At 36.3% G+C, this 13,931-nt stretch carries 17 protein-coding genes; 9 read left to right on the forward strand and 8 right to left on the reverse strand.

Features of this window, described 5'->3' with window-relative positions:
* Positions 1–6: 6 nt before the first annotated feature.
* Complete coding sequence (locus WIW52_RS02290) at positions 7–585, forward strand: TATA-box-binding protein (protein ID WP_156005905.1); 579 nt, start codon at positions 7–9, stop codon at positions 583–585.
* A gap of 24 nt (positions 586–609) precedes the next feature.
* Positions 610–858 carry a DUF5622 domain-containing protein gene (locus WIW52_RS02295; protein WP_337708347.1) on the forward strand — a complete coding sequence of 83 codons (249 nt, stop codon included), beginning with the start codon at positions 610–612 and terminating at the stop codon, positions 856–858.
* Here the strand turns inward: WIW52_RS02295 and WIW52_RS02300 are convergent.
* Together WIW52_RS02300 and WIW52_RS02305 are read right to left on the reverse strand one after the other, a co-directional pair.
* Entirely contained in the window at positions 839–1,900 is a 1,062-nt protein-coding gene (locus tag WIW52_RS02300) for a DUF373 family protein (protein WP_337708349.1), read from the reverse strand. The genes WIW52_RS02295 and WIW52_RS02300 overlap by 20 nt on opposite strands.
* Positions 1,872–2,816, reverse strand: a complete 945-nt coding sequence (locus tag WIW52_RS02305; RefSeq protein WP_337701093.1) for a coiled-coil protein — start codon at positions 2,814–2,816, stop codon at positions 1,872–1,874. Before WIW52_RS02305 ends, WIW52_RS02300 begins: the two co-directional genes overlap by 29 nt.
* Before the next feature lie 167 nt (positions 2,817–2,983).
* Here WIW52_RS02305 and WIW52_RS02310 point away from each other — a divergent pair, with 167 nt between their 5' ends.
* The 3 genes from WIW52_RS02310 to WIW52_RS02320 all read left to right on the forward strand — a co-directional run bounded on the left by WIW52_RS02310 (position 2,984) and on the right by WIW52_RS02320 (position 4,580).
* Positions 2,984–3,262: an H/ACA RNA-protein complex protein Gar1 gene (locus WIW52_RS02310; protein WP_337708351.1), complete on the forward strand. Its 279-nt coding sequence runs from the start codon at positions 2,984–2,986 to the stop codon at positions 3,260–3,262.
* Entirely contained in the window at positions 3,262–4,143 is an 882-nt protein-coding gene (locus WIW52_RS02315) for a transcription initiation factor IIB (protein WP_337708416.1), read from the forward strand. Before WIW52_RS02310 ends, WIW52_RS02315 begins: the two co-directional genes overlap by 1 nt.
* Positions 4,144–4,205: 62 nt before the next feature.
* On the forward strand, positions 4,206–4,580 hold the full coding sequence (locus WIW52_RS02320; RefSeq protein ID WP_337701087.1) for a winged helix-turn-helix domain-containing protein: 375 nt from the start codon (positions 4,206–4,208) through the stop codon (positions 4,578–4,580).
* On the opposite strand, the gene WIW52_RS02325 is transcribed toward WIW52_RS02320, so the two are convergent.
* The 5 genes from WIW52_RS02325 to WIW52_RS02345 are packed head-to-tail and all read right to left on the reverse strand — an operon-like array spanning position 4,573 to position 8,952.
* On the reverse strand, positions 4,573–5,697 hold the full coding sequence (locus WIW52_RS02325) for a tRNA (guanine(26)-N(2))-dimethyltransferase (protein WP_337708352.1): 1,125 nt from the start codon (positions 5,695–5,697) through the stop codon (positions 4,573–4,575). The genes WIW52_RS02320 and WIW52_RS02325 overlap by 8 nt on opposite strands.
* Positions 5,684–6,607, reverse strand: coding sequence for a helix-turn-helix domain-containing protein (locus WIW52_RS02330; protein WP_337708353.1), 924 nt, complete (start codon positions 6,605–6,607; stop codon positions 5,684–5,686). Before WIW52_RS02330 ends, WIW52_RS02325 begins: the two co-directional genes overlap by 14 nt.
* Positions 6,594–7,013: a DUF61 family protein gene (locus WIW52_RS02335; RefSeq protein ID WP_337708354.1), complete on the reverse strand. Its 420-nt coding sequence runs from the start codon at positions 7,011–7,013 to the stop codon at positions 6,594–6,596. The genes WIW52_RS02330 and WIW52_RS02335 overlap by 14 nt, the downstream gene beginning before the upstream one ends.
* Before the next feature lie 4 nt (positions 7,014–7,017).
* On the reverse strand, positions 7,018–7,713 hold the full coding sequence (locus WIW52_RS02340; RefSeq protein WP_337708355.1) for a fibrillarin-like rRNA/tRNA 2'-O-methyltransferase: 696 nt from the start codon (positions 7,711–7,713) through the stop codon (positions 7,018–7,020).
* A 6-nt stretch (positions 7,714–7,719) separates the two neighbouring features.
* The gene (locus WIW52_RS02345; protein ID WP_337708356.1) at positions 7,720–8,952 is read right to left on the reverse strand and encodes a C/D box methylation guide ribonucleoprotein complex aNOP56 subunit; all 1,233 of its coding nucleotides are present in this window, start codon (positions 8,950–8,952) and stop codon (positions 7,720–7,722) included.
* Positions 8,953–9,013: 61 nt separating this feature from the next.
* Here WIW52_RS02345 and WIW52_RS02350 point away from each other — a divergent pair, with 61 nt between their 5' ends.
* From WIW52_RS02350 to WIW52_RS02365, 4 genes are read left to right on the forward strand one after another with little or no spacing between them, the layout of a single operon-like run.
* The gene (locus tag WIW52_RS02350) at positions 9,014–9,169 is read left to right on the forward strand and encodes a 30S ribosomal protein S30e (protein WP_156005929.1); all 156 of its coding nucleotides are present in this window, start codon (positions 9,014–9,016) and stop codon (positions 9,167–9,169) included.
* A gap of 32 nt (positions 9,170–9,201) precedes the next feature.
* Positions 9,202–10,545, forward strand: a complete 1,344-nt coding sequence (gene gatD, locus WIW52_RS02355; RefSeq protein ID WP_337708358.1) for a Glu-tRNA(Gln) amidotransferase subunit GatD — start codon at positions 9,202–9,204, stop codon at positions 10,543–10,545.
* Positions 10,523–12,427 (forward strand): Glu-tRNA(Gln) amidotransferase subunit GatE, encoded by a 1,905-nt coding sequence (gene gatE, locus WIW52_RS02360; RefSeq protein WP_337708360.1) that lies wholly within the window; start codon positions 10,523–10,525, stop codon positions 12,425–12,427. The genes gatD and gatE overlap by 23 nt, the downstream gene beginning before the upstream one ends.
* A 55-nt stretch (positions 12,428–12,482) precedes the next feature.
* Positions 12,483–13,544: a hypothetical protein gene (locus WIW52_RS02365; RefSeq protein ID WP_337708362.1), complete on the forward strand. Its 1,062-nt coding sequence runs from the start codon at positions 12,483–12,485 to the stop codon at positions 13,542–13,544.
* Here WIW52_RS02365 and WIW52_RS02370 read toward each other — a convergent pair.
* Positions 13,506–13,913 carry a transcriptional regulator gene (locus WIW52_RS02370; protein WP_337708364.1) on the reverse strand — a complete coding sequence of 136 codons (408 nt, stop codon included), beginning with the start codon at positions 13,911–13,913 and terminating at the stop codon, positions 13,506–13,508. The two genes, WIW52_RS02365 and WIW52_RS02370, sit on opposite strands and share 39 nt — an antisense overlap.
* Between the last annotated feature and the right edge of the window lie 18 nt (positions 13,914–13,931).

Genomic DNA, 13,931 nt, shown 5'->3' on the forward strand with positions numbered 1-13,931 from the left:
TCAGAAATACCCTATAAGGCAGTAGTTAATATCGAGAATATAGTAGCTACTGTAACCCTTGAACAGTCGTTAGACCTTTACGCAATGGAGAGAAGCGTTCCAAACGTTGAATATGACCCTGATCAGTTTCCAGGTTTAATTTTCAGACTTGAATCTCCCAAGGTTACTTCATTAATTTTCAAGTCAGGTAAAATGGTAGTAACCGGAGCTAAAAGTACTGATGAATTGATCAAGGCAGTAAAGAGAATTATAAAGACGCTTAAAAAATACGGAATGCAACTTACCGGAAAACCTAAGATACAGATTCAAAACATAGTTGCATCAGCTAACCTTCATGTAATAGTTAATTTGGATAAGGCAGCATTTCTCCTTGAAAATAACATGTACGAGCCTGAACAGTTCCCAGGTTTAATATATAGAATGGACGAGCCTAGAGTAGTTTTACTCATATTCAGTAGCGGAAAAATGGTAATTACTGGAGCAAAGAGAGAAGACGAGGTACATAAGGCTGTAAAAAGAATTTTCGACAGGCTTGCCGAATTAGACTGTATAAGACCGGTAGAGGAAGAAGAGTTAGAGTTTTAAGAAAGTGTTGAATAGGTGAGAAACATGGCATTAAAACATCAGAAATATCAATATGTTCAAATAAGTCCGGATCATTTTGTAAAGATCCGTGTCTTCAAGTCTAGACTTGAAGAGTCTAATCCGCCAGACGCATATCTCATTTTAAACAGACTTGTAAAGAAGCTTCCTAGAAAAGCTAAAGTAATAAAAGTAGAAGATTTACCCGTCGAAATTAGGGATAAATTAGGGACAAAAACAGAAGAAAAAACTGAAACTAAGAAGGAGCAGAAGTAGAGTTGAACTTATATTTTTCTATTATATTCATAAGTATATACACAGAGATTAAAACGAGTGTAGTTATAGATAAGGAATAAATAGTTTGTAAACCTACTTCTGTTGAATTCTGTTCTAGGTTTTTAGCCACTACCACTATAATGTAATATATTATGACTGTCGAAAAGATCCTAAAAATATCATGCCACACTTTTATATCTTTAGCTATTATTTTGTTAACAGCCTTACCTCCGAATAGAACTACAGAAGCAAAAACAACATAGGGAAGTATACTTAATAGAACCTGAAATTCCGTGAGTGCATCATAAGTTTTCAAGCTGATAAAAACAAAATAACCGTTTACTATACCGGCGATAAGAGAAATTAATGCAATAATTGATACTATAACCATAATAGTAGAGTTTTCCCACCAACTTTCTATTAAATCATCTATTCCCAAACCTCTAATTATGAGTGCTGTTGCTATAACCATCATGATTATAGGACCGGCATAAGCTGTTAAATTAAGCAGGGAAAAGAGACCTAATATAAACAAAATGATCCCTGGTACTCCTAAAAAAATCCGTGAAAATCTGGGTTCTGATAAGGCTCTCTTTATATACCTCCCAAGCAGAGCATAAGTCTCTTCAACTCCCCTATACTGCTCTACCAAAACTCTCTCTATACCTGCGATGGGAAGCCTCGATTGAATTATTGGGATAGCTTTTGCATCTTCAGGACTATCATATACTACTATAGCCTTAGATGGATTTACTTTTTCTATTACATCATCCAGTTTTTTTGAAAATTGTAACTGACTTTCCAATGAACTGCCTTCACTACCTGAAATAAATGCGATATCTACGTTTTGCCCTTCATTGCGCATTTTCTTGAATATATTATAAGCCACTATCATAGTGTTTAGATCTGAGTCGGTGGGAATTTTCTCCTCAGCGATCCTAATCGCTTGAGATACTTCTGACTCTCCTATAACTGGTGTCTTGATTCCAATCCTGCCTAAATCATCGTCAATATCAATGTATATTACCAGAATCTTCTCCATTATCATCATTTTGGTTGTAGTATAGTATTAAAAGTTCATCAAACGAAAGCCTCTTGTTAGTCTTCAATTTCTCTTCGATCTCTTTCCTTTTGCTCTCAATCATCTCCTTATTCACTGGATTAGCCTTTATCTGATTTTGGTATATCTCTGTCACATTCTTAGCATTCTTTATACTTTCCTTGATCTTCTTTAACTCATCTTTGAGCTGTTGAATTTCTTTTGATTTATTTTCTATATCTGTCCTAATAATTACAATCTGATCACTTATTGTTTTTATCTGATTATTTATGTCCTCTAATTCTTTTTTGAGTTTGTCTCTCTCCGCTTTCAGTTGTTGCAGAAGTTTTCTTTTCTCAGCAACTTGGCTACCTAATTCTAACATTTTTTGCCTTATATTAGATAGTTCCACTCTCTTAGCTAACAATTCTGCTTTACTTTCTACGTTCTTTTCCTTTAAAGAAGCTAGTTTCTTAGCAGTCTGTAACTTCCTTTCGAGTTCTGCTATTTTAAGAATAATTCTCTTTTCTTCTTCAAGTGAAAGAGTAGATGTTTGTAACTTCCACTCAAGCTGTTCAATTTTTTTCATTATCTGAACCGGATCTAACTTCTCTTTTACTTTCTCTGCATTCTTAAGCTGTTCAAACTCCTTTCTTATCTCGCTGATTACTTGAACTAAGTTTTGCTTCTGCGCTTTTAGCTGTCTTATTTCCTCGACCTTGGACTTTAACTCCTCCCTAACTTGCATGAGCTGTTCTCTTATAGATCTTATTTTTTCTACTTTTTCCCTCCTTTTTTCTTTTAGTTTCTTAACTTCTTCAATCAACTTTTCCTTCTTCTCTTTTAACTTTCTTATCTGCTCATATGCTAGTGAGAGCTTTTGTTGAATCTCGTCCTCTGAGGATTCAGCTGTTGACATTCACTTATCACTTTAATGTATGAAGATTTATTTTTATTTATAAGTAGCCGTAGGTTAATAAAGTATTTAACCCATAATCTAAATCCCAAGCAGAACGCCATTTTTCGTTCTCTCATGCTGGTATTATTATAAATACTATCTAATATACAAAATGAGATGTGGATCCTATGACAAAAATTAGACTTCTTGAAACTGGAAATTTCTATAAAAACAGTCTAGTTAATAAATGGCTAATTGAAGGAAAAAGAGAGATGGACTACTCTAAGTATAACTATATAGGAAAGATTATAGTTACAGAAAGTGGAAAAAGGATAGCAAAAGTTTTAGACATTATAGGTAATGTAAATAGACCGTTCATTTTGGCTGAACCCCTTACTAACGAGAAGCCTACCGAGAAATTGTTCATTGAAATTGTAGAAAGAAAGAAAGGAGGTAGAAGAAAATGATTAAGTGTCCTAATTGCGGTTCTTCTGATTCGATAACTTTTGATCATGAGAGAGGATTTCACGTATGTACCCGTTGCGGGTTCGTCATAGAGGATATGATAATAGATCAGGGACCAGAGTGGAGAGCGTATACGACTGAAGATCGTATGGAAAGGGAGAGAACAGGGTCTCCGATAACGGCTAAGGTACACGATTTTGGCATAACAACAAAAATCGGATATACCAAAGTCAAGGACAAGGCTAAGATACATAGATTGATACTGATGCAAAACAAATTAAGAGTACTTGCTAAGGAGAGAAAGTTAGTAACTTACTTGTCGGTATTAAATAGCGAAGCCTCTAAACTAAACTTACCTGATCATGTAAAGGAAACTGCAGCGTTACTGACAAGGAGGATAATAGAAGAAGGAAAAGCTAAGAGAATCGATATGTATACTCTAATTGCTGGAATCCTATACTATTCTTGCCAGGTTAACAAGATTCCCAAGTCATTGCAAGAGATAAAAAGTTTATATAATGTCTCCTCGTCCGATTTGTGGAAAGCTCTAGAGAGAATTCAAAGCGTGGCTAAAAGCGTTCAAGGTTTTAAGCCTACTATCAAACCTACTGAATATATACCGAAAATAATTGAAAAGTTAAACTTACCTCCTTACGTCTCTACTAAAGCATCAGAACTAGTCGATTTAATGCATAAAAACGGACTTACGAGTGGAAAGGGTTATACTGCACTTGCGGCTGCCAGTGTGTACTTAATAAGTACATTGATGGATGTAAAGAGAACTCAAAAAGAGGTGGCCGAAGCACTAAATATTACAGAAGTAACCATAAGAAATAGATACAAAGAAATAATCAGCAACTTCGACATAGAAGTAAAATTATGAGAGGGAAAAATAAATAAGCCTTAAACTATATATATATTTATTGATAATTCGGTGATTTTAGAATGGAGTCAAGTTCTTCATCATATGAGGATCTTATTTATCAAAAGATAAAGGAGGCGGGCGAAAAAGGAATTCCCTTAAAAGAACTCATTAAGGAACTCGGACTTGATAGTAGGACAGCTAATCTCGCCATACGTAAGTTAATGAACAAGAAAGTTATAAGGAAGAACTCAGTTAAAGAAAATGGCAAGACAGTTGTTAAGTATTTTATTAATGAGGAGCCGACGCTCATAACGGTTAACTTAGACAATATAATTGAGATACCTTGTTTTACGTGCAAGAATTTGACTAAATGTGGAAATGGAAGTGTGGTCTCACCCACAACTTGTACCTACTTATCTAAGTTTATACTAATGAACATAAAAGGAGCTAGTTAACCTTAATACACTCTATAACTTCTTCAAAGTTTTTACTGGTTTTTATTCCTACAGTATCAAAGTGAGTAGCTGAAGCTTCATTTAAACATTTTATGACTTTATCTTTAGGTGGTACGTTTCTTTTCAATCTGGGCGAAATAAAATCAAGTTTATAATAAGGTTCTTTGTATTCTGCTTCGACTGAAATTATCGAGATTAACCTAGATATAGTACTAAATGTAGATAGATAATTAAAGTGAACTAATCCCTCTTTAATCTTGTTGATCATACTTTTATCGTAAATTTCCCCATCCCAAGCAGGGCCGTAAGCTTTCATTGATGTCCCACATTTGGGGCATGTGGCATGTTGATAATAAACTGACTTATCTCTATAACCACACTTTGGACATTCATAATAGTAAACTAGTCTAGAAAGTAAACTGTCTGCCTTTTTAGCACCACCTTCTACCTTAAAAAACACCCTATAATAGTAGTCATTATAGAAGGAGAATACTGGTATTGCAGCTTTCTCTACTACTGCAGCTTCCCTTATCGCTTTTCCTATTAGCCCCCTTATTCCTACCTCTTTCGAAAAACTTAGTCTATCACAAATAATATCATATTTTCTTCTGGCTGAGGATTTAGAGGAACAAACTAGAGCTGATAGATCAGTCGCAGTAATCCCAACATAGCCCCCTCTTATAACTGAGTGGAAAGATGCTGGTAGGAAAGGTGCAGGTGTTCCAAAGGGATCAATGTCTATGAAGTCAGCTTTAACTTCATAAAGTAAGGAGTTTGCATCTTTATTAAATACCTTACCTCTAATGTTATTGATCTTTATATTTTCATTTATTAATTCAACAGCTTCTTTACTTAAATCATTAAATATCACTTCTTCGACGCCTTCTACCTCTTTAAAGTACCTTATTCCTCTTATTCCAGTTGCTGACAGTGCATCTACTATGCGTCTAGGTCTAATTATATTCAAAAATAGCACACTTATGTCTCTATTCAATTCCATTCTTGGGTTGTAGAAAACCGGAGCCCAACTAGGATCGAACTTACCTTCTTTTTCATATTCTTTAGGATCTGGGACTAAAATTTCAGCTTTTCCTTCCCGTATTTTAGTTAATTTCATTTTCAATCTTATCTATATCTTCTACAGTGTATGCATTGAAACTCTCTTTTTCATAAGCCTTGAGCGTCTTAGATGTTTTGGCAATGACCACTAGTTCACCGTTAACTTTAGAAACTAACTTACTTGCCTCATTAAATTTCTTTAGAGAAGTTGAAACGTTTTCTGCTTCAATACAGAAGAACATCTTTTTATTATCTCTGGAAGCCGCAAGGTCTACAGTAGTAAAATTAAATCTGACTATCTTATATCCGTTTCCCGCTAACTTTTTAACTAATAAGCTTGTTACATCTCTATCATTCCCTACATCCAAATCCTTGTCATCAACTTTTACATCTTCTGTCTTAAAATCACTTATTATGTCCCCTAATATTCTCTCTCCGAACATATCTACTAGTTTTTCGGCTACGTCAATTGATACGTAGGAGTCCTCTTTTTCATAATCATAAATCGAAATCCTAGATACTCCCAGCTTCTCTGCTAATTCACCCAAGCTCATACCTTTTTCTTCTCTTATCTTTCTAAGTTCTTTAGAGTTTATCTTTACGAAAATACCCCCTCTGGTTTTTAGCAAGAATATTTTCTCACCGCTAACTACTTTCTCAAACGTAGTGGAGCTCATTACCAACACCTTATCCCTATCATTTATAACTTCCTCGTCTACCTGATCGTCTATTAAGATAGGTAATGCGCCACTTAACGTAGCCATTTTCTTTAAGTCTTTTACTAGTTTGCTGTTATGGACGTATTTGCTGGAAGTTACTTTTAATATAAATGAACGCGAGTTATCTGCACTATCGCTCTTCTTTCTTGCAATTATATCTATAGATTTGTTTTTTTCTGGATAGTGAATGATAGAATAATCATAATACCCCCTTAACAAAACTCTTTCTATCTCGTTAATAGTACTCATCGTTTTCATCACCACTACCAAGAGAGCCTAATGGACTTAATGTAATAAACACGAGAGACTTATATTCTTTTATAATCTTTTCTACATCACCTATTGTCATATAACTTTTTATATCTTTCTTCAATAACATAGAAATTGCCTTATTTTCCCACTCTGAACCATTTAAAACATACTCACCTGGATTTAGAGTTTTAACAATTACAAAAGGGATCTTAACTAAATCCCATAAGTAAAGGGGGAGATTTTTAGATAGTTTTTCTAACTCTTCCTTCTTGAAGTAGTGTTTAAAACCGCCATTAACTTTTACGTAATTGTTACCGTCTAGAGCTTGCTTTAACGTTACGAATTCTTGTGGGTAATAAGAAATAGTTCCTTTAATTCCTATGTCGAAAATTTTATCGAACATGGTTTCACTTAAGTCTCGCCAATACCATCGCGTGATCTTTGTCGTAAGGGTCTAGTTGAATTACTTCGATCACATCGAATCCTTTTTCTTCTAATTTTTTAGCCTCACTCTTATAGATTTCTTTGGGATCTTTAGTTACGTCTATACTTCTGGCTTTTATTGCCATCATTAGATAACCTTTATCCTTCAAGAAAAACTCAGCGTTATAAATTGCTATATCGGTCTCATCTGGCTGTGCAATATCTACATAAACCACATCAACATCCTCAACTAGAGCCCTATAGTATTGTGGAAATCTAGCGTCTGCCAAAATAGGGAATAAATTAGGTCTGTGCTGTGCAACCAGAATAAGTTCCCTGACTACTCTAGGAGAGAACTCAACAGCATAAACTTTACCTTGCATTTCAACAATATCCGATACGTGACTTGGAGTTGTTCCTGAAGCAGCTCCTAGATAAAGAACCTTTGCATTCCTTGTTATTGGATTGTGTTTAAGCCCTTTCTGAATTGCTCCTGCAAGCTTACTTCTAAAGGAGTTCCATTCCCTATATTCAATACCGTTTACTTTGATCAATCTCTCGCCGTAAACATTATGGCCTGGTGCTAGATTCTTCGTACAAAGCCTTACAGTCCCGTCATTGTATACGCACTCATAGATGTTATCAAACTCGCTTTTCTCAACCTTGACTACTTCTGACATAATTTCTCACTCTCGCTTGTTCTTCTTTTTTCTCTTTTCATCCTTTTTACCTTTTTGTTTCGGCTTAGGTTGCTGTTGCTCCTGGACTTTTTTAGGTGGAGGCTGAGCATACTTTGTCTTAATCTCTTCGATCCTCTTCTTAAGTTCCTCATTTAACTTATCACCAATGAACCTACCGCTGAACTGATCTACTCTAGCAGCTATTGCTAACTTTGCTGCTAAAGCTCTAGCAATTTTACCCCTCTGCCATCTGGGGGATGTGTGAATATCGGGATATTGAAAGATGACACCGTGCTTTGGTGGTCTACCTTTCTTTCTTAACGCCCTAAAGAGTGCTTTTTCAGCTCCTAAGACTTGTATAGTACTTGCTGGCATTTTAGCTAAGTCCTCAAGACTTCCTGCTAAACTTAAAAGCCTAGCTCCCAGAGTAGGCCCCACAAGTGCGGTTATATTCGGAGCAACTTCTTTCATTACCGACTCTATATAATCAGTTAGCTCTCTTCTAATTCTGTATAACTCTAAGATAGTATCACTTAGCATTCTAACTGACTTAATATCTACATCTGTAACATCTGCTCCAATACTTTTTTTAGCCGCAGTAAGAAGTCTCTGTGATTTCTCTTTGCTTAATCCCAATTCTATCAGTCCTTCCTCATTTATCTCGTCTCTATAGCCGAACTTGGAAACTATTGATGCATATAATTCATGATCGTCAATTAAATTATCCAATTCTGGGAAATGGATGCTGTACCATTCCCTTAATCTCTCGGAGAATAAGTTGATAGTCTTATCTATATCGTCAATTGCTCTTATAGCCTGAATCGCTAGTAGATCCCTTTTACTTGCTGCGCCCCTTAGTTTCCTTCTTGTATATTCAAAGGATACTTCATACAAGAAGGAGTAAAGTTCTTCTTCCGACGAGACAAACTTAGTTTCTAAAGCTACTTTAGGAAGAGATTGCCTGAAAGTCTTACTTCCAATATTATGAATTTCTACTGATGCCTTCACTCCGCTCTTTTGAAGCTCTGGTATTTCAGCCTCATTCTCGACTACAACCTCGTCTGACCTTAACTTACTTATTAATTCTTTTGCTGAGGGTAGGGGAGTTCCCTTCTCGTTTTCTATAAGAGCTTCCACAACCTTACCTAAATCTTTAGGATTTAATACATAATCTAATAGCTTCCCTTGCTCGTCATATGCAAAGGATCCTATCGCGTGCTCTACTAAGTATATTTTCATCAATTATCAAACCCATTATTTAACATTTAAGTTTAAATTTTTCCTTTACCACATTTTATTTATGCCATCTCACGGTTCATTAACAAAGGCTGGTAAAGTAAGGAACGCTACACCTAAAATGCCTAAAAAGGAGAAGCACAAAGAAGTGCCGAGAGTTAGGAACAAGCTAGAGTACGAGAAGAGAGTACTTAAGGCATCACAAGCTAAAGCTAGGTAAAGATTTTTAGTCCCAGTTTTTCTCCTTTTATTATGTCTGAAACTTACGCAGGTAAGGCACTTGATTTTTTAAAGAAATTTAACTTACAAGAAGGGGATACCATAGAGCTTACAAAAAATGGGGTAATACTAAAAGGAATTATAATGCCCTCTTATTCTTCATCTGATGACATTTTAGTCATAAAACTTGATAACGGATATAACATCGGTATATCCGTAGATAGTATATCCGAAGTTAAGCTGATAAAGAGAGGAGAAAAAAGAGAGGAGAAAAGGGCAGAGGAGAAAGCGGTTAAAGACAAGAGTGAAGTCGTTATAATCAGCACTGGAGGCACTATAGTAAGCAAAATAGAATACGATACCGGTGCTGTAAGACCTGCTTTGACAACTGAAGAAATTCTCAAGTTCATGCCTGAGATAAACGAGATAGCTAAAATTGACGCAAAAGTTTTGTTTTCCATACTTAGCGAGAATATGAAGCCTGAATACTGGATAAAAATAGCAAACGAAGTAAAGAATGCTTTAGATAAGGGAGCAAAAGGAGTAGTTGTCGCTCACGGAACTGATACTATGGCTTACACAGCATCAGCTTTAGCATTCTCGCTTAAGAGCCTAACCGGACCGGTAGTTATGGTAGGGTCTCAGAGGAGTAGTGATAGACCAAGCAGCGACGCGCCTATAAACCTTTTGACCTCCGTTCTGGTAGCAAAAGATGCTCCGTTTGCTGAAGTTACGGTTAATATGCATGGGGAATCATCCGATACTTACACCCTAGTCCACAGAGGTGTAAAAGTTAGAAAAATGCATACAAGTAGAAGAGACGCATTCCAAAGTGTTAATGACCTCCCATTAGCTAAGGTGTATTATAGGGAAAGAAAAATGGAGATTCTCAGAGACGATTACATAAGGAAGAAGGACGCAAACGAAGTAGACGCTAAGTTCGACCCTAACGTCTTCCTATTAAAGTACTACCCTGGTCTATTGCCGGACATAATCGATTACTTAATGAATAAGGGTGTAAAAGGTATTATAGTCGAGGGAACTGGTTTAGGACACACGTCCTCCGAATTTTATAATGCGTTCAAGAAAGCTACTAAGGACGGTATATTTGTAGGGATGACTTCACAGTGCTTGTTCGGGAGGGTAAACATGAACGTTTATACTACGGGAAGACTCCTTCAGGAAGCTGGGGTAGTACCTTTAGAGGATATGTTACCTGAAACAGCTTTGGTCAAGCTCATGTGGGTTTTAGCTCATGAAACAGACTTAGATAAGGTTAAAGAGCTTATGCTCACTAATTTTGTAGGAGAAATTAATCCGATTCACGTTCCCGAAATGTATCCCAGGTGGTATCATGACAGAATTAGATTACAGTAAGTTAGGGTTAAAAGTAGGATTGGAAATACATCAGCAATTAAATACCTCTCACAAACTCTTCTGCAACTGTGATACATCTCTAAATGAAACCTTTCATGCATCATTAGAGAGGTATTTAAGACCCTCATTCAGCGAGTTAGGAGAAGTAGATATAGCTGCTTTGTTCGAGTGGCAAAAAGGTAAGAAATATGTTTATAAGTTACCCAAAAACTCATGCCTTGTCGAATGCGACGAGGAGCCCCCTCATTTGATCAACGAAGAGGCTTTGGGCATAGTCACGGCCATAGCCCTTTCACTCCACAGCACGTTAGTTGACGAAGTTTACGTAATGAGGAAAATAGTTATAGATGGCTCCAATACTTCCGGATTTCAGAGAACAGCTATTATAGCTTTGGGAGGATACATAGAAGTAGATGGTAATAAGATAGGTATACAAACAATTGCCCTAGAAGAAGACGCATCGAGAAAAATAAGTGATAATAAAGATGAAATCGTCTACAACCTAGATAGGCTAGGCGTACCGTTAATAGAGATCTCCACAGCCCCAGACATACATACACCAGAACAAGCTGAAAAGGTAGCCTTTGCAATTGGTCAGTTATTGAGAATGACCGGAAAAGTAAAAAGAGGAATAGGGACAATAAGACAAGACCTAAACGTATCTATTCAGGGTGGAGTTAAGACTGAAATCAAGGGAGTTCAGAGATTAGAGCTCGTCCCGGAGATAATAAGAAACGAAGCGAGGAGACAGTACGAGTTATTAAAGATCAAAGAAGAGTTAACTCAGAGAAGAGGAGTTACTAAAGAGTTGATTCTTGAAAATTATAAGCCTACAGACCTAACTTCGATCTTTGCTTCCACAAATAGTAGACTGGTAAAGAAAGAACTGGAAAAGGGAGCTTTAGTCTACGGAGTTAAGATACCTAAGTTTAGAGGGATTTTCGGATGGGAACTAATGAAAAACAGAAGGTTCGGAACGGAAGTTGCAGATTACGTGAGAGTTTTAGCCGGTCTAGGGGGACTATTTCACTCAGATGAATTACCCAATTATGGAATATCTCAGGAAGAAGTAGACAAGGTAAAGAAAGCATTAAATGTAAGTGAAGAAGACGCTTTCGTACTGGTAGTCGGGGATAAAGCTAGGTTACAACTGGCTCTCGATACGATAAGAGACCGTATTTTATACGCTCTGGAAGGGATCCCAAAAGAGACGAGGACTGCTCTAGAGGACGGAACTACAAAGTTTATGAGACCTCAGCCCGGTTCTGCCAGAATGTACCCAGAGACAGATATACCGCCTAGAAGAATTGACTCTAAGATAATAGAATTAGCAAAGACTTTTATGCCTGAGAAGCCTGAAAGTAAACTGAAAAAGTTTGTGGATCTGGGGTTAAGTAAAGAGCTTGCTACTGCGATGTTAAACAGTACCAAAATAGACCTTTTTGAAGAGCTTGTGAATAAATATTCTCCTAAAGTTTCTCCATCCGTGATTGCCTCAGTACTGGAGGTCAACTTAAAGTACGTAAAGTCTAAGGGAGGAGATATATCAATAATTACCGATGACTTATTAGAGTACATGATAAAGTTACTTTACGAAGACAAGATAAGTAAGGACTCAATTCCTGAAATATTGCTAGAATATTCCTTAACGAAGGAAGATATAAATAAACTCATGGAGAAATATTCTAAGATTAGTGATGAACAACTGGAGAAGATCGTAGATCAAGTAATCCAAGAAAATATAAGAATTATCGAGGAGAAAGGGGATAAAGCATTTAATGTAATAATGGGTAAAGTAATGTCCAAAGTTAGAGGTAAAGTGGAAGGCAAGAAAGTGGCGGAAATAATATCGAAAAGAATGAAGAATTACCCCCGATCCTGAATTTATGATGAAAAGGCATTTGTCGGATCTCTTAAGATGATGAGCTTGACCGCTTATGAAGCCAAATGATTTGTTAAAGGTAGCCGCTGATTACCCATTACCTTATTTTCCAATAGTGGAATTAGAAGAAAGTGACCTAAACATAGAACAGCTCCCACAATTGTTAAACTATCTTAGTCCAGAAAAAATATTCTGGAGTGAATATGCTAAAATAATTGGACCTGATGGGAGTTCGATAACTACCAGTATGAGTCTTAGAAATAATACTGAACCTATATACGTTAGGACACCGATCAAGAAAGAACAGAGAGGCTGGGACTTTAAGATCAACAGCGAAGTGTTAGTAGGATTAATCCGAGATCTAATAAATTGTAAAGAAGGAGAGAGCTATTTTAATCCTTCTCCTTGGACAAGAAAGGATTGGCTAGAAGGTAAAAAAGTCATTATGGAAAGTGGAGAGCTGACAACAATCGACGGTTTAAAGTTTAGAGAACATGAACTAGACAAGAAAACTCCTCCGTTTTCGATAGATATACCCTTCTACAACCCCACCTACTATTATATGAACCCGTTTATACTAAATTTTGACGAGAAAGTAGAAGGAAAATCTAATTTCTTCTCAGTGGAACTTCATAAAGCAATAACCTTTGCCACTGCATCAGAGATCGTACTGTTTAAAGACAACAGATCATTAAGAGTTGAGGGTAGCTCAGAAGTAATAGTAACTAAAAGTACCACGTGGAAAGAAGCCAAACCGTATGAACTAGTGTGGAACTTAAAGGTTCCAATTATACACTTGGACTGTAAACCGCCTTTTAATCTCTCTCTTTATAAACTATATCCTAGCGGCATCGTCCCATTTCTCTTTAGATACAAGAATTACGAACTTACTTTAGGATTAGTGAACCTAAACGACGAGCCTGTAACAGCTAACCTGATCTTATCTGCTAGAATTTCTTCCGCATCTATACTTGATGGAAAAGGAAATGAGGCTGAGAAAATAGAACCTGAGTTCGACAGAGTTAAAATACCTATTCGGAAAAACGGTATAATTTATGTAAAACTCACTCTCAGAAAATTACTTGAAAGTTTTCTCAAGCGAAAAATCATAAGTTGAAGATAGAGTCTCTACTATACAATGTGACATCTGATAACCTTGTTTAATCAGTACTCTTTTTCCTTCAGCACATAACATACAATAATATGATGATATTGAAGCACCGTCTTTACCGTTCTTAGATGAAATAATCCTTATAAAACCTTCTATCATTTCCATAAACTTCTTATCTTTTTTCAAGACATCCTTTATTGCATTACCTCTTCTCTTTTTTATATAATTCTCTACAGCTGCCGGTGTTAAACCCATTAATTCCGCCGTCTTGTAGATCGAAACGTTATTTTCGACAACTAGTTTCTCAGCTATCAAAGCCCTAACAGCAGGTAGAATCTCTTTAACCGAATATTCACAAGGTAATGTAAGTTGCAAACCTTCTCAAGAATATGA

Source organism: Stygiolobus sp. RP850M (assembly GCF_037389295.1).
Taxonomy (GTDB): domain Archaea; phylum Thermoproteota; class Thermoprotei_A; order Sulfolobales; family Sulfolobaceae; genus Stygiolobus.